Origin of the sequence: Micromonospora inaquosa (assembly GCF_003857055.1) — a bacterium.
In the GTDB taxonomy this organism is placed as follows: Bacteria; Actinomycetota; Actinomycetes; order Mycobacteriales; family Micromonosporaceae; genus Micromonospora; species Micromonospora inaquosa.
Genome location: NZ_QGSZ01000137.1, coordinates 17,869 through 32,815, shown reverse-complemented (window position 1 = coordinate 32,815; position 14,947 = coordinate 17,869). Strand labels below are relative to the sequence as shown.

Annotated in this window: 15 protein-coding genes and 3 pseudogenes; 5 read left to right on the top strand and 13 right to left on the bottom strand. The window is 68.4% G+C overall.

The genetic code is table 11. The features are described 5' to 3' along the window. Positions 1-146 precede the first annotated feature (146 nt). Entirely contained in the window at positions 147-743 is a 597-nt protein-coding gene (locus tag DLJ59_RS05095) for a TetR/AcrR family transcriptional regulator (protein ID WP_158630781.1), read from the top strand. 170 nt (positions 744-913) lie between these two features. On the opposite strand, the pseudogene DLJ59_RS38215 reads toward DLJ59_RS05095, so the two are convergent. Together DLJ59_RS38215 and DLJ59_RS05085 are read right to left on the bottom strand one after the other, a co-directional pair. Continuing rightward, positions 914-1,042, bottom strand: a pseudogene (locus DLJ59_RS38215) (transposase); the annotation flags it as partial. Between the two features lie 9 nt (positions 1,043-1,051). Next, positions 1,052-1,411, bottom strand: coding sequence for a hypothetical protein (locus DLJ59_RS05085; RefSeq protein ID WP_124771345.1), 360 nt, complete (start codon positions 1,409-1,411; stop codon positions 1,052-1,054). 820 nt (positions 1,412-2,231) lie between these two features. On the opposite strand from DLJ59_RS05085, the gene DLJ59_RS36830 reads away from it, so the two are divergent. Then, positions 2,232-2,498: a hypothetical protein gene (locus DLJ59_RS36830; RefSeq protein ID WP_208648557.1), complete on the top strand. Its 267-nt coding sequence runs from the start codon at positions 2,232-2,234 to the stop codon at positions 2,496-2,498. 68 nt (positions 2,499-2,566) lie between these two features. Here the strand turns inward: DLJ59_RS36830 and DLJ59_RS05075 are convergent, their stop codons facing one another. Continuing rightward, positions 2,567-3,037, bottom strand: a complete 471-nt coding sequence (locus tag DLJ59_RS05075; protein WP_124771344.1) for a hypothetical protein — start codon at positions 3,035-3,037, stop codon at positions 2,567-2,569. 141 nt (positions 3,038-3,178) lie between these two features. On the opposite strand from DLJ59_RS05075, the pseudogene DLJ59_RS05070 reads away from it, so the two are divergent. Both DLJ59_RS05070 and DLJ59_RS05065 read left to right on the top strand, forming a co-directional pair. Then, positions 3,179-3,511, top strand: a pseudogene (locus DLJ59_RS05070) (IS701 family transposase); the annotation flags it as partial. Positions 3,512-3,647: 136 nt separating this feature from the next. After that, positions 3,648-4,181 (top strand): recombinase family protein, encoded by a 534-nt coding sequence (locus DLJ59_RS05065; protein ID WP_124771343.1) that lies wholly within the window; start codon positions 3,648-3,650, stop codon positions 4,179-4,181. 65 nt (positions 4,182-4,246) lie between these two features. On the opposite strand, the gene DLJ59_RS05060 is transcribed toward DLJ59_RS05065, so the two are convergent. The 10 genes from DLJ59_RS05060 to DLJ59_RS05015 all read right to left on the bottom strand — a co-directional run bounded on the left by DLJ59_RS05060 (position 4,247) and on the right by DLJ59_RS05015 (position 13,055). Next, positions 4,247-4,783 (bottom strand): DUF1345 domain-containing protein, encoded by a 537-nt coding sequence (locus DLJ59_RS05060; RefSeq protein ID WP_208648556.1) that lies wholly within the window; start codon positions 4,781-4,783, stop codon positions 4,247-4,249. Positions 4,784-4,987: 204 nt separating this feature from the next. Then, the gene (locus DLJ59_RS37855; RefSeq protein WP_279635725.1) at positions 4,988-5,110 is read right to left on the bottom strand and encodes a hypothetical protein; all 123 of its coding nucleotides are present in this window, start codon (positions 5,108-5,110) and stop codon (positions 4,988-4,990) included. A 236-nt stretch (positions 5,111-5,346) separates the two neighbouring features. Then, entirely contained in the window at positions 5,347-5,886 is a 540-nt protein-coding gene (locus DLJ59_RS05050) for a redoxin family protein (protein WP_158630780.1), read from the bottom strand. A gap of 53 nt (positions 5,887-5,939) precedes the next feature. Further along, a complete protein-coding gene (locus DLJ59_RS05045) occupies positions 5,940-6,476 on the bottom strand; it encodes a MauE/DoxX family redox-associated membrane protein (protein WP_124771341.1) in 537 nt (178 codons plus the stop codon). After that, entirely contained in the window at positions 6,473-6,913 is a 441-nt protein-coding gene (locus tag DLJ59_RS05040) for a lasso peptide biosynthesis B2 protein (protein WP_124771340.1), read from the bottom strand. The genes DLJ59_RS05045 and DLJ59_RS05040 overlap by 4 nt, the downstream gene beginning before the upstream one ends. After that, positions 6,910-7,170, bottom strand: coding sequence for a lasso peptide biosynthesis PqqD family chaperone (locus tag DLJ59_RS05035; RefSeq protein WP_124771339.1), 261 nt, complete (start codon positions 7,168-7,170; stop codon positions 6,910-6,912). The genes DLJ59_RS05040 and DLJ59_RS05035 overlap by 4 nt, the downstream gene beginning before the upstream one ends. After that, positions 7,167-9,011, bottom strand: coding sequence for an asparagine synthase-related protein (locus DLJ59_RS05030; RefSeq protein WP_124771338.1), 1,845 nt, complete (start codon positions 9,009-9,011; stop codon positions 7,167-7,169). Before DLJ59_RS05030 ends, DLJ59_RS05035 begins: the two co-directional genes overlap by 4 nt. A gap of 38 nt (positions 9,012-9,049) precedes the next feature. Beyond that, the gene (locus tag DLJ59_RS05025; RefSeq protein ID WP_124771337.1) at positions 9,050-9,184 is read right to left on the bottom strand and encodes a keywimysin-related RiPP; all 135 of its coding nucleotides are present in this window, start codon (positions 9,182-9,184) and stop codon (positions 9,050-9,052) included. A gap of 94 nt (positions 9,185-9,278) precedes the next feature. Next, positions 9,279-11,078, bottom strand: coding sequence for an ABC transporter ATP-binding protein (locus DLJ59_RS05020; RefSeq protein ID WP_124771336.1), 1,800 nt, complete (start codon positions 11,076-11,078; stop codon positions 9,279-9,281). Between the two features lie 156 nt (positions 11,079-11,234). Continuing rightward, a complete protein-coding gene (locus DLJ59_RS05015; protein WP_124771335.1) occupies positions 11,235-13,055 on the bottom strand; it encodes an AfsR/SARP family transcriptional regulator in 1,821 nt (606 codons plus the stop codon). Positions 13,056-14,209: 1,154 nt separating this feature from the next. Here DLJ59_RS05015 and DLJ59_RS38210 point away from each other — a divergent pair. Beyond that, positions 14,210-14,617 (top strand): annotated as a pseudogene (locus DLJ59_RS38210) (transposase); the annotation flags it as partial. Positions 14,618-14,947 lie beyond the last annotated feature (330 nt).

The window sequence follows — 14,947 nt, the reverse complement described above, 5'->3', positions numbered from 1 at the left end:
GGCGCGCCGCCAGCACATTGACCGACACCGCTTCCGGCATCGCCAACCTGCACAACATCGCCCTCGCGGGCTGACCGCCCGCCCGGCGCCGGACAACGCCTTCACCGAGTTACGAGACGTCCCTTAGGCATACCGCTCTGCGAGCGGTGGAGATCAGTCTGAGTGACAATCGCGAGGAAAATGCGGCGCCTGAGATCCTTGAGGCCGCGGTTCGGGCCTTCGAAGAGTCGGGGTACGAGCGGGCGAGCATCCAACACATCGCGGAGCTGGCCGGCACCTCCAAGTCGCTGGTCACCTATTACTTCCCTACCAAGCAGACGCTGGCGTCTGCTGTGATCAATCTCGCGTACCCGGGGGGCGTCTTCATGGGGTCCCCTCGTCCCGCCAGCGATCCGATCGACGCGATCGTGTGGGTTGCCAAGCACGTGACCACGAACGTGCTCTACAGCCCTCTGGCTCGGGTGGCAATCAAACTCGGTGAGGAGGTTTCCGGCGACAAGGGCTTCGGCGGTCGCTTGTCCGGGTGGTATGTCAGGCTTACCGACTACCTCGAAGAGGCTCGGCAGAAGCGTCTGATCTCGCCAAGCGTCGATCCGACTGTGGAAGCAAAATTCCTCCTCTGCGGCATCGTGGGCCTCGTTGCCGTGGCGATGGAGACGGGGTCTCGTCTCTCGCTGATCGATGACGCCGTCCAGATCACTCGCGATCGTCTTGCGTTTCTCCGTACGACGGGCTCTTCCTGAATGAGGGCGTAGCGGTCGGGTGAGTCGGGTCCGCTGCACCGACATGCCGAGGTCGTGGTAGGTGGCGTCGTTGGTGAGTATGTGCCAGCTGGCGACGAGGATGGTGTGGGCGACGGCGACGAGGGGTCTTTGTAGCCGCGTCGTGCGGTTAGTCTTCGGTAGCGGGCTGACAGATAGGTTTTCTTGGTGCGGGTCGCGGCCATGGCGGCTTCGCCGAGGGCGGCTCTGAGCGAAGTGTTGCCGGCTCGGATTCGGCCGGATTTGTGTTTGCCGGCGGATTCGTTTTTGCCGGGGCATATCCCGGCCCATCAGGCGAGGTGCCCGGCGGTGGGGAAGGGTGCGGGTCGGTGCCGGTCTCGGCGATGATCACTTCGGCGGTCCGCTGGCTGACGCCAGGGATGGTGCTGAGGAGTTCGAGTTGCCGGCCGAACGGTCTTGCGGCCGGGGACGTTGTGCATGTGCCGGGCGTTGAGCACGGCTTCCATCCCGACGATGGTGATGCCCTCGCTCGTCAGCCAGTCCCGCAGCGCCAGCAACGCGTTGGTGGTGGTCACGAATGTGCGTACCTCCTTGCGGCGGCGCCTACCCGCGGTGGGAACCCGAATACATGCCTTCAGGTCGGCCTTGCCGATGTCGATCCCTCCACACCGTTCGTGGATGAGGTCCATCAAGCCCTCCCCCGCAGCCGAGTTCGATCAGGTGGCTGTGCAGGGGAACCAACAGGTCGAAGAGGTCTGACTCTCGTGCTCGGGGCAACAACTTGAAGTACCTGGCACGCGGTTCCCAGCATCATGCTGATCTACAGGCTTGCGGCACCACAGAGGGACGACGTCACCGCACGGCCGGTCTCACTCTCACCCATCTTTGGGCGAGACCTCGAGCGGGATCATGAGGCTGCTGATCTTGGATGATGGGAGCTCTCCAGGGTTCCGTCATCCTCGGGTCAGAGGGCACTCGCAGATGCGATTGGTGCATGCTGACCCGTTAGGGCCGAGGACCACTGAGGCCTATGCCGAACGCCCCGTCCTGGCCACCCAGGTCCCGCTGAGTGCGACCATGAACACAAGAGCGCCAAGCATCCAGGCGAGCCAGGAAGGACCGTCAGGACGCACCACGGTCCATACCACGACCAAGGACCCGACCAGGGCGACCGCCAGGGCTACCAGATAACCGACGCCGACAGCGCTGGCCGGTATGGGCAGACGAGTTCCCGAGGCTTTCGCCGCGATACGGCTCGTCACTGCCACAAGCAGGGCTGCGACGACGAGAGAGGGGCCCGCGATCGGCTGCGGCAGAAGCGCAAATGCCACGACCGCAACGCCCGCGATTAGTCCGAGTATCGCGTAATACCACCTCGGAACGACAAGCTGGCGGTCAGCCGCATCCGAACTGGCGAACGATCCTTGGTCTCCTGAAGCCGGGCCCATGACCACAAGTCAACACCTCGCTCTATTTTGTGTCAAGATCTACAGGATCCGGACGAGTTGGATGCATCCTGTCCACTGTGGGCAGCTGGCGCCGCAGGTCCTGGTCAAGCCTCTCGGTGGGCTGATCGATGAGCAGCAGTCGGACCCGCACCGAACCGACACATTGACTCCGACCGGATCCTCCTGGATCAACCAGGTCGAACGCTGGTTCGGGTTCCTCACCAACCAGAAGGTCCGCCGCGGCGTCCACAAATCGGTGCAGTCCCTCGAAGCCGACCTCCGGTCGTGGATCACCGACTGGAGCAGCGATCCACGACCATTCATCTGAGCCAAGATCGCCGAGGAGATCCTCGGATCACTCACACCATTTTGTAGGCGAATTTCCGGCGCGACGCGCTAGACCACGCACGAGTCGAGAAGGCTAGCGGCCGCCAGCCCGCTCAATGTGACCCACGCCGCGACGCCGGTCGGAGGGAAGACGAAGAGCGCAACCCCGCCGGCGATCGCCAGGACGCATCCGGTGTTCCACGGGGGATTCTGTGCTGCTCCGCCGCCGTAGGCGAGGTTGTAGGTCGCAAGCAGGTTTCCGTCGAGGTACTTCTGCAGGTAGCTACCGTGACAGTCGGTGGTCGGCCTTCCAGGGCCGATCCAGAAGCTGCTGCCATCGGTTCCGATGCAGTTGTATTCGTACTCCCCGGTCTGGATCGCCAACGGAGCCGAAGGAGCCGGGACCGTGCTGGTGGTTGCCACGTGGCTCGTGGTGATGTTGCCGGCCGGCGCCGCGGCTGCGGCGCTCGAGGCCTGAGGTGCGACGGCTCCCGCGGCGACGATCAACGTCGCCAGGACCGTCCTCATGAGCTTCTGCATAGATGCTTCCCCTCGTCGAGTAGCGGCGTTGTTTGCCGCGACCTGCTGAGGACGCTATGCACTGGACGGATGGTCAGGGAATGCCTCACTTTTGCATCGTCCTTCCACAATGGTGCGATCGGTGGTCCGCCAGGGACTCGGACTTTGGCCGAGGCCGCCGGCGATGCGACACCGGACCGGATGCAACGGCTGCTCAACAAGTCAGCGTGGGACCCGGACGCTGTTCGCGACGACCTGTTTGCCTACGTGACCGAGCACCTCGGCCATGACGACGGGGTGCTGATCGTCGATGAGACCGGATTCCTGAAGAAGGGCATCAAGTCGGCGGGGGTGAAGCGTCAGTACTCGGGCACGGCCGGGCGGACGGAGAACTGCCAACTCGGGGTGTTCCTGGCCTACACCAGCCCAGCCGGGCGCACGCTGATCGACTGGGAGCTGTATCTGCCCCGCCGCTGGTGCGACGACCCCGCCCGCACCGCGCCAGGCGAGTAATAGCCTTGACCCCTCCTCCGCGCCGACGGGTGTGGTGAGTGGCCGAGTCCAACAAACCACTACATCGTTGTTCATCCATACCGAGGGCTGACCGTAAGCCTCGGTGTGGGAGGTCCTGATGCAGTACACGCCGGAACTCGACGGCCCTGACCTGCTCGGCTGGTGGATACGGCAGCCGCCCCGGCGGGGCCGCCCCCGGACGCGGTACCAGGCAACATCAAAGCCGCTCGGTATCCCGTTCGCGTTCTACGGCCGGATGTCGACGCGGGAGTTCCAGGACCGGTTGTCGTCGGCGCGGTGGCAACCTGACTTCGCCGAGGACGTGATCGACGGCCGGGGCGTAATCGTCGCCGAGTTCTTCGACGTCGGCGAGTCCCGTCAGGTGCCCTGGACGCGCCGCCCGCAAGCCGCACGACCACTGGCAGCTCTCGCGGACCCTGGCCGGGGATTCGACGCGGTGGTCGTGGGCGAGTTCGAGCGAGCGTTCTACGGCAACCAGTTCCGCGACCTCGCGCCGCTGTTCAACCTGTACGGCGTGCAGCTGTGGCTGCCCGCGTGGCAACGGATGAAGAAGATCGTCAACAGCAGCCAGCCGCTGAGGCAGGTCACGACGTGGCTGGCGGGATCGCAGGGGCAACAACCGCAGAGCTGATCGACGTGCGCCGTCATGGTGGCGTAGCAGCTAGCAAGGTCACGCCACTGCGCGCTGCGCGGGGGTCACGATTGGCCCAGATTGGTGACCAGGTTGACGGCGACGGCCAGGATGCCAGTTCCGAAGGTGTAGGAGAGCAGCGCATGCCCGAGCGCGATCCGGCGCACGCGGTTGGTTGTCGGTTCGTTCTCGCCCGGGGCGTAGGACATGCCGACCGTTAAGGCGACGTACGCGAAGTCGGCGTACGCGGGTGGATCTTCCTGCTTGAAATCGATGCCGCCACCGTGGCGGTAGTACAGCCGGGCGTACTTCAATGCGAAGACCGTATTCACCAGCGCCCACGCCAGGACCACCGCGACGACGCTGAGGATCACCAGCGTGACAGCCACGACGTCCTGCTGGTTCGAGGAGCGGATGAGCGCCTCGGCCACGGCGGCGAGGCTAATGGCGGACGCGATCAGGATCGCCGCATCGATGGACCGGGACTGCTGCTCCGCCTCGGCAAGCTGCTCGGTACGCCTTGGACTCGCCGACCAGCACGCCCGCCACACCCAGACGAGGATCGTGCCCGCCGCGATGGTCCAGATCACCAGCGGCGTCAATTCCGGCGCCCCAACCAGCGCGGTGGCGATCCCTGCGACGACACCGACGGCTAACCGACCACAGGGCACGCCTGACCGACAGCAGCCGTCCCCGCGCAGATCGTCCCGATTGCTGCTCCACCCGCTCAGCGTTCCAGCTCCAACGGATCATCTCGCACATACCCGAAGCGATTACCGGATCAGGTTGTCAATGTCCCGGAATCGTCAGCTGGCACCGGCCCCGGCGAGGAACCGTCGGTAGGCCGCCTCGAAGCCGTTTGCCATACGGGTGGCCGAGAAATTTTCCGCCACGTGCGCCACGCCGTCCGCCGGGTCGAGCCGCTTCACGGCGCGCAGGGCGGCGGCGGCTACGCGCCTGCCTGACCTAGCTCGCCGGCGACGGGTTCTCGACGTCGTCCTGGCGGCCTGGGCCGGTCACGCCGACGGCGGCACCCTCGGCACACGGGTCTACGTCCACCCAGCAGTACGTACGTACGTGAGAAACTGTGAGACGAAACGGCAAAAGGCCTCGACTCACGGTTCCCGAGGCGAACCAGGCCCAGAGGACGATGGGCACCGAGCCCTCAGACAGCCGTCGGCGAATCCGTCTCCGGCCGACCGGGGCTGACAGTTACGGGCTCCTCGGCAAGCCCCGGCACGACATCGACGTGCAGGCCCGTCCAGGTCAACCGGCCCAAATCCGCCACCACGAAGGCCGCTGGGAATCCCTGCACACCGAATGCGTGCCGCACACTCTCGTCCTGGTCCACCACGATGCGGGCCACTGCCGTAAGCCGGGAGAGGAAGCGGGCCGAGGCGTCCGGACCAGTGACGACGGCCACCACCTGGGACCGTCCGCCCGGCCAGCGTGCCGCGGCCCGCCGGAATCGTCCGCGTTCACGACGACAGGAGCCACAGGTGGGACTGAAGAAGCCGATCAGGGTGTGCGCCGGCATCGCGGCCGTGACCGCCCGCCCCTCCGTGTCGTACGCCAGGAAGTCGCCGACGGTCGCGCCAACCGGCAACGCCCTCGCCGGTACCCCCCGCGCCTCGGTCTCGGACAAGAGCTCCGACTGGATCCGGAGGCGACGTACCACCGCGACGAGTACGGCCGTGTTGAACACGCACGCAACCCCACACAGGGTGACCACGGCGATGAGCACAGGCATTCAGGGCCTCACAGCGGGGTGGTGAACAGGGAGACGAAGTCTTCGAGCCTGACAAGGAAGGCCGCCAGCGCCGCAGCGGCGACCGTGCACACAAGCACGGCAGCCCAGTTCGCCGCCTCGAACCGCACGGCTGCTGTGCTGCCGATGCCGGCGACGGCGACCACCAGCAGCACCACGTTGCGCATGATCGCGGTGCGCCGCGTCGAGGCGACCGGACCGAAACAGCCACACCCGGACGCCATCGCCGAGGCAGGGCTTCGGGACAGTCCCCAGGTAAAGGCACACAGCAGCGCCATGGCCCCGGCGAACGCCCAGGCCGCGGTGGAAGCGGTCACCGAACCGGCGACGACGGCCATCTCGGCGACCACGACCAACCAGGCGACGACATCCGACCACTTCTCCGGCAGCCCGGACAGCAGACGCGCCGCGCGCCGGAACCGCGCGAACGCGGCCCGGCTGCGGATCTTGCCGAGGACGGAGAGCACGAACACGAAGGCGACCGCTTCCCGGCAGATGTGCGAGACGTACAGCAGGGTGGTGTTCATGCTGGTGCCGGCTGTTCGGCTGGGGTGACGGTGAGCAGCGGGATGTGGAAGTCATCCGGATACGGCTCGTCCACGGCCCCGCCACCCGCCTCGACCCAGGCGTGCGCCCCGAACGGCGGATAGCGCCGGATGCCCACCCTCCAGGTCGCCCAGCTGCCCTGCAGCCGGCACAGCAGCACCGTGGCGATGGATCGGGGCAGACATCCCAGCGGGCCGCTGCAGAACGCGCTGACCATGACGGTGTGCCGGCGCGCCACCGCTGCCTCCTCCCGGCTCGCTGGACGTGCCCCACCGCGTAGCCGGCGCAGGGCCCGTTCGATCCGAGCGGGCGTCTGGGTGGACAGCAGCCGGGCGACCACGACCACGGCATGCACCAGCAACCGCCGACGCAGGCCCAGCCCGCCCGGGTGGTGCGCCAGCGTCTGCTCGTTGGTCACCGCTCGACCACCAGACCGGCGCCCTGCAGCTCAGCGACGAGTTGCGGGACCTCCACGGCGACCACGTCCAGGTCGCCGTCGAACTCCCCGGCGAGATGTGCCGTCGCGCCGGCGATGTCGGCGCCAGCCAGTAGGGCCGCGAGTACCGCCGCAGCGGTCGAGTTGAGCGTCCAGTACTCACCGGACGCGCAGTCCAGCAGGACACCACCGTACTCAGTCGGCGCCCACGAGACCCGGTCGCGCAGTCTCCAGCTCATCGTTCCTCCGTCAACGGATCACCGGCACGGGCCTCTAGGCTGCGCAACCAGGTCTCGCAGGCAAGGGTCTGGTCGAGGTCGTACCAGGTGCGGTCGTGGGGGTGTTCGATCGCCGCACGGAGGGCCGCCGCGTCGATCAGGCCGCGCTCCGCCAGCCGGGAGTCCTCGGAAAGCGCCAGCAGGTCGGCTCGGTGCCGGCGGGCGCCGCGATCCGCAGCGATCGAGGTGTCAGCCTTGGTGGTGCGCTCGAGCAGGGCCGTTGGCACCACCCCCCGCATCGCTGCGCGGGCGAGCGGCTTGTAGTCACGCGGGGAGCTCACGTCGACCACCGGAGCAGCCAGACAGGCATCGACCACCTGGTCGTCCAGGTAGGGCAGCGCGACCGACACCCCGATCCGTCGAGTGGTCTGGGCAAGGTGTCGCGCCGCTGCCGCCCCGGCGTAGACGCCCGCCAGGCGACCGTGCAGCCCGCGGTCGTTGACCAGTGGCACCGCCTCGGTGGCCCGCTCGCGCAGGACCTGCTGTAGCAATCTGCGACCATCCGGCACCACCCACGGTGCCGTCCAGACCGGAGCGCCCCAGGCCAGCAGCGGGCCGGACAACGCGCTGCCGCTCGCACCGACCCCGTCGGCGAGCGAAGCCATCCAGGTGGCGTAGGAACGCCGGTCGAGTAGCGCCCGCAGCGTTTCCCGGCGCCCCCAGCGATACGCGGCGCGCATCAACCAGAGCTGACGCAGCGCGGTGCCGGGATGCGTCCGCAGGAGCGTCACCTGTAGCACGGGATCGGTGGTGAGCAGCTCGTCGCCGCCGAAGCCGGTGAGTCGTACCCGGGCACCGTGCGCCGCGGCCCGACGGGAGACGGCCAGGAACCCGGCACGGTACATCACGGCGGCACTCGGCTCGTCAAAGCGATCCGTGGGTTCTCCGACGCCGTCGTACGGCAGCGGATTCGCGTTCCCGTCCACCACCTCGTGGATCACCCCGCCGAGATCAACGGAGGCGCGCCGGGCCCATGGCAGGTCGTCGTCGAGTGGGTCGGGGCTCACACACGTCAGCCCCACCACGCGGGTGCCGGTCCGTACCGCAAGGGAGCACAGGGCGGTCGAGTCCACTCCGCTGAGGTCGCTGGCGATCACGTCGCGATCGTGGACCCGCACGGCGACGGCGTCGGACAGCGCGTCACGCAGTCGCGCAGCTGCCGTGGCCAGATCACTCACCGGCTCCGGTGGGTGCCAGCGCGCCGTCGCGCGGGGGGCGGCGCCAGCGGTCAGGATCAGGCGCTCGTCCGGACGGACCGCGTGCACCCCGCGCCAGACCGGTTGCCAGAACAACGGCCAGGGAGCGTACGGCGCCAGCAGCCGCAGGGCCAGGGACTCCTCGTCCACGTCCGACCCGGTAAGTGCCGCCAGCACATCGGCGCGGTCGCTGACCAGCACAGCGTCCCCGGCGGTGGTGAAGTAGACGCGACGGAACCCGGAGAGGCTGCCCTGTGCCGCCGAGCCGGCGCGTGTGGCGGCCAGCACGTGGAAACTCCCCGGCTGGTCGCGTACGGCGGCGCACAGGTCCGCGGGGTCCCGGGCATGCGCACCCAGCCGCAGCAGGTCGCTCGTCCGCAGACGGTGTTCACCGATGACGACGAGGCGACGGTCGCCGAACGTGGCCACCGCCGCCTCGTCGTCCGCCCACCGGCCGACCAGCCACGGCCGCCCGGAGCCATGGGTGATCATCTGAAGGCCGATGGCTCGCTGCCGAAGGGAACTGAGGACCACATCGCCGGCATCGGTGTCCGGCAGCGCCACGAACCACGACAGGCCGGAAGCCGCCTCCGGAACGTCCGCCATCGGTGCCACTCCTCACGTTCGACGCGGCGGGTCGGCTGTCAGCTGCAGACGGCGCGCGGCTTCTGGGTCACGAAGGACTCGCGGCAGTTCGTGAAGAGACTGCCGGCCGTCCTCTGGGCGAACGTGCCCGCCTTCGACAGGGTGGGTCGCTCGTACGCTGACTTTTTGGCCATGGGATTCACCTCCTTCTGGGTAGGGGCTTGGGACGGCCCGGCTCGGGTGGGACCATCGAGCAGGTCCGCCTGGTGGTAACTTTCGGCCTGCCCCCTATATCTGCTCCATACTTCGGCTATCGACCACCCCGACCGTGAGTGGCTCGGCGAGAAGCTGCGTCGTGGCGAGACGCCGGTAGAGCACATCTCCGGCCAGAAGTTGCGCATGGGTGCCGACCGCGCGGATCCGACCCCCCTCGACGAGCACGATGCGATCGGCCCGGATCACCGTGGACAGCCGATGGGCGACCATCAACACGGTGGTGGTCCGGGCCAGCGCGGTAACGAGTTCGCGTAGTGCCTGCTCGTTGACGGCGTCGAGCTGGGAGGTCGGCTCGTCGAGCAGAAGCAGACCCGGCTGCCGGAGGATGGCCCGAGCGACCGCGACGCGCTGCCGCTCTCCGCCGGACAGGGCAGCACCCCGGTGCCCGACGACGGTGTCGAGGCCGTGTGGCAGGCGCTGTACCAGTGAGGCCAGGCGGGTCCGCTCCAGCACCGCCGCCATCCAGTCCTCCGGTACGCCGCCCGCCGTCCCCAGCAACAGGTTGTCGCGCAGCGTCCCGGACAGCACCGGGGCGTCCTGCTCGACGTAGCCGATGCGGGCACGCAGCTCCGCCAACGGCCAGTCGCGCACGTCGCGTCCGTCGATCTCCACCCGCCCACGGGTGGGATCGTAGAAGCGTTCGACCAGAGCGAGCAGGGTTGTCTTACCGCCGCCGGACGGGCCGACCAGTGCGGTAAGGCCGGTCGCCGGGATCCGAAGGTCGACGTCGCGCAGAATCGGCGGACCGCCCGGATGGTGCCGGAGGCTGACAGCGTGGAAGGTCACGCTGGCGGGAACGCCGTCGTCGGGGGCCCGCCCCTCCGCCGGTCGGGTCAGGTCCTCGGCGGGCAGCTGACCCAGCTGCTCGATCCGGCGGGCCGCAGCCAGACCGGCCTGCAGTCCGGTGACGCTGCCCACCACCTGCGTCGCCGGGCCCGTGAGATAGAACAGGTAGAGCAGGAATGCGATCAGCGAGGACACGGCGAGCTGTCCGGCGGCCACCCGTGCCCCGCCGACGCCGAGCACCACGAGAAAGGCGAGCTGTACGGCCAGACCGGTGGCGATGCCAGCGACCGACGTCCACTGCGCGGCCTGCCGGCCTCGCTGCCATGCGCGACCCGCCAGCGCGTGGACGGCGGCGACCTGGCGCTCCTCGGCCCCGTTGGCCTTCACTGTGCGGAGGGCGCCGAGAGCGCGTTCCAGGACGGCACCCATGCCGCCGACCTCCTCCTGCGCCCGCAGGCTCGTGTCACGGATGCGGGGTACGAGGGCCAGCAGCACGGCACCGAGCACCAGCAGGACGAGCACCACCACGGTCAGCAGCACGCCGTCGAGGCGCGCCATCAGGACAACCGCGCCGACGAGCTGGATGCTGCCTGCCACCAGGTCGACGACGTTGCTGGTCGTGGCCGCTCGCAGCTGCGTGGTGTCGCCGGTCACCCGGGACAGGAGGTCGCCCGGTTCCACGTCGTCCAGGACCCGTACCCGCAGCCGGAGCAGTTGGGCGATGAGCCGTCGGCGTACGGTCAGCACGACGCTTTCCGCCGTGCACTCCAAGAGGTACATGCCGCAGACGCCGGCTACGGCGCTGACCAGCAGCAGCCCTCCGAGCAGGAACATGGGACGGGTGTAAGGGGTGCCGGTGGTCAGCGCGTCAAGCAGGTGCTTCACCACCAGGGGCTGCGCGAGCGTCACCACGCCGCCAAGGAACATCAGCGCCGCCCCGGCCAGCAGACTGCCCGCGTGCGGGCGGACGTAGCCGAGCAGGGCCGTCAGCGGCGATCGGCCGAGGATCCGGGCAGTGCGTCTCATGCGCCGTCCTTCCACAGAGGTCGACGGTCGTCGCCGTGCGATCCGCCAACGGGTAGCTCGGCGACAGTCCGGCGGTCGCCGACATTCCAGCTATTCGCGCTGTCGGCGCCGGATCCCACCCGACACGGGCCGCCGGTCCGCGCCTGGGTTAGGCGCTCACGCAGCATCGCCCACCGTGGTGAGCCGCAAGCTCGCGCTGGTCACGGTGCTGGTCGCAGGCAGCTGCTCGCGCGCGTAGAGCCGGAGCAGCGCGGGTAGCTGATAGACCAGCCGGCCGTCCACCCCCTCCACTGCGAGCAGGTGTGCCTCGGCCAGCTCGTCGAGACGCTCGGCGGCCTCCGCTCGGGATACGGCCAGGACTCGCGCCGCATGGTCGACGGTGATGGTGGTCGCCCGATCCGCCGCCAGTTGCCTGAGCACGACGCGCCGGGTGTCGTCGAGTGCCAAGTAGGTCGCGCTCAAGACGGCACGGACGCACAGGTCCGCCACCCTCAGTTCGTCCAGCGTCCGCCGTTGGTCGATGAGCCGAGCGGCGTAGGAGGCGAGGCTCCAGTGCGGACGCGCGGCCAGTCGGGCGCCCGCGATGCGTACCGCGATGGGCAGGTGGCCGCAGGTGGTCGCGATGGCGTGGGCGGAGGCGGGGTCTGCCACCACCCGGGCCTCCCCCGCGATCCGGGCGAGCAACAGCGCCGACTCGCTGGCCGAGAACCCACCCAGTAGCACCGGTCGCACACCGTCCAGCGCGGTCAGCCTAGCGCGGCTCGTGATCAACACCGCGCAGGTCATCGGGACGGTCAGCAGCGGGCGGAGTTGTTTCTCGTCCACGGCGTCGTCGAGCACCAGCAGCATTCGGCGGCTCGTGACGTACTGCCGGTACGCGTTGCCCGGGTCCGTCTTGCTCCCGCCGCCCACCGTGGCGCATATCTCGGTCAGCACCTCCGCGGGCGGACGGGCCCGCCCTGCGGAGTCCCGCATCGCCACCACGAGCGCACCGTCCGGGAAGGCAGCGTTCAGGTCGTTCGCCGCCCGCAACGCCAGCGCGGTCTTGCCGGTACCGGACAACCCGACCACCGCGGCGATCCGGGCCCCCGACGAGCGGTCGCCGGTCAATGCGTCACGCAGCCGGGTCAGCTCGAACTCGCGGCCGGTGAAATCGGCGGGTGGAGCCGGGGGTTGCGGACAGACCGGCACGGCTGTCGTGTTCGGGGTCGGACCGGCCAGGACCGGCGGAGGCGCCATCGCCTCGTCGCCGCGCAGCACCGCCCGGTTCACCCCCTGCAGCGCCGGCCCCGGGTCGATGCCCAGCTCCTCGACCAGGTGGCAGCGGTACTCCTGGTAGACACGCAGCGCGTCAGCGTGCCGGTCGTTGCGGTACAGCGCCGTCATCAACTGCCCCCGGAGACCCTCCCGGAGTGGGTGGGCGGCAACCAGACCGGTCAGCTCCGAGATCACCGCGGCGTGCCGACCGAGGGCGAGTTCGGCCTCGATGCGGGCCTCGACGACCGCCAGGCGTCGCTCCAGCAGAGACGGGGTCTCCGCCTCGATCAGGGTGTCACTCACCCCACCCAGCGCGGGTCCGTGCCACAGCTGGAGCGCGGCAGTGAACGCGTCGGACGCCGCCCGGTGATCACCGCGGCGCAGTTCTATCCGGCCCCGGGTCGACAACCGGTCGAACTCCACCAGGTCGACCTCGCAGCCGGCCCGGCCGAGACGTAGGAGGTAGCCCGGCCGCTGTCGGACGATCTCGCCGTGCCCGGCGAGCATGCGGCGCAGCCGCGAGGCGTAGGTCTGCAACTGGGCGGCGGCGGTGGCCGGCGCCTGGTCACCCCAGAGCATCCGGGTGAGGCGCTCGTCCTCGACGACGTGCCCGCGGGCGAGCAGCAGCATCGCCAGCACAGTCCTGATCTTCGTGCCGTGCAGGCCGATCCGTTCACCGGCGCACCAGACGTCGACCGGCCCCAGTAGGCGGGCCTTCACGGTCCGGTTCTCCCGGCCCGGGTACAAACCGTCGGCGCCCCGCTGGCCCGCGCCACCCGGTCGACGTCGGCTCCCCCGGCGAGCGGCGCGGCGGGCCCCGCCTGCTCAGCGAGCCGCCATCGGGCCTGGAGGGGCCAGCGGCCGGAGCAGAAATCACTAGCATCATGATCCACGGTTCAACCGCCCCCCGAATGGCATGTCCACCGCACACACGAATTGCCACCACGCAGCACTGATCTCCGACGCTTGCGCTTGGCCCGCTCCGGAGGCTAGGCATCGTCCGAGGCAGGCGTCAATATCTTATTGATCTGATCTCATTCCTGCACGCTAGCGAACGACTTTGCTCAAGCTGCACCGAAAGGTCCGGTTTCGCCAGTAAGGGAAGTTGATCCAGCGCGCCAACTGGCACAAGGACGCCATTTACCGCCGCCATGATCACCTCCCAATGAACGTCCGTCACACCGCGATGCGCACCTGACCTGCGATAAACGCCCCCGCACCAGCCGCTACCGCCGAGTCTTCGCACTTCGGCCACCGCGGAGAAACATTCGGAAGCGTTGCGTGTCCACTCCCTCCTTGATAACTTGCGTCGTGGGACAATCCACACGGGGGAATTTCGCTGGCACCGGGGCTCGGCTGCTACCACGAATGCGCTTTACGAGCGGCGACGCCGTGAGCTCTACGAGACGCTCCGGTCTCAGCATTCCTCGCACACGAGCGGGAGTTCGACCAGGCTCAGGAGCCGGGGCCCACTCCCGCCAACAGGGGCGGGTGAAGATGAACGGATGCCGTCGGAGACGACAACACCGAACACCGCATTCTCGGCAACAACGAGTTGCGGTGTCCGTCGTTACCGGCGCCGGCCCGGAGGCACCTGGCGCACGGGCCGGCGGGCCGCCCGGTGTGCGTGGGTGACTCGACCGACATGCTTACCGGCAGCCCTCTCGATCCTGCGCCTGCGAAGGGCCATCGCGCTTCGCCGTCCGAACCGCAGCTCACGGCACCGATCGCGCCGGCACTCGTCATCCGGGCCGGCAGCGCGACCGAGACCCTCTTCGGCCAGCCGGTCGTCGACGCGGTCCGAGCCCGGCTCCAGTGTGTCGTGACCGCGATCGAGGTGAAATTCCCCGTCGAAGCCACACCGCGACGCCACCCGCTACGACCTCCTGGCGGTCACCGCCTCCTACCGCGATATCTGTCGTCAATTTTGGCCGGAGAATTCGCATGAGCGGTTGAACAAGGAGATCCGCCGCCGCGTCGACGGTGTCGGCACGTTCGAACAGCAGTCGGTCATCCGACTCTTCGACGCCATCCCGGCGAGTGGACCGAAGGCCTCTTCGCCATGGGCTGTAACTCTCGCCAAAGTCCCGATGATTAATTTCTCAGCCCGAGCACACGCCACCAACCGGACCGACGCATCGGTCGCCGGCCACATAAAGCTGGGTCCACCCGGCCGCCTCTTCCACCAATGCGGACGTGACCGGACGGCGCCGCTAGGATCGCGCTGCGATGTCGACAGTTCTGGCGAGAAAAGTCGGTGGTTAATGTCCGAAGTGCAATGACCTACGGGGGGTAGTAGCAGTGAGACACATAGCGGAATGGCACGGCCAACACCTGGCCGGATTGAGCAAGGCGGCTGGGCGGAACCTGCCTGACCACCTAGTCGAGGTGCTCGACCAATTGGCAAGCGGCGCCACGGATCTGGCCGCGTGCCGCAAGCTTGGCGTGTCCAGGCGAACATACAGTCGCCGGGTGTCCGAACTGCTCGAACACCTGGGTGTCGCATCGCGGTTCCAGGCCGGGATGGTGGCGGCTCGTCTGGGGTTGACCCGCCAGGACATAGCACCCTGTCCGCCGCATGATAAAGGGCTCCAATCCGCGGATCGTTGACG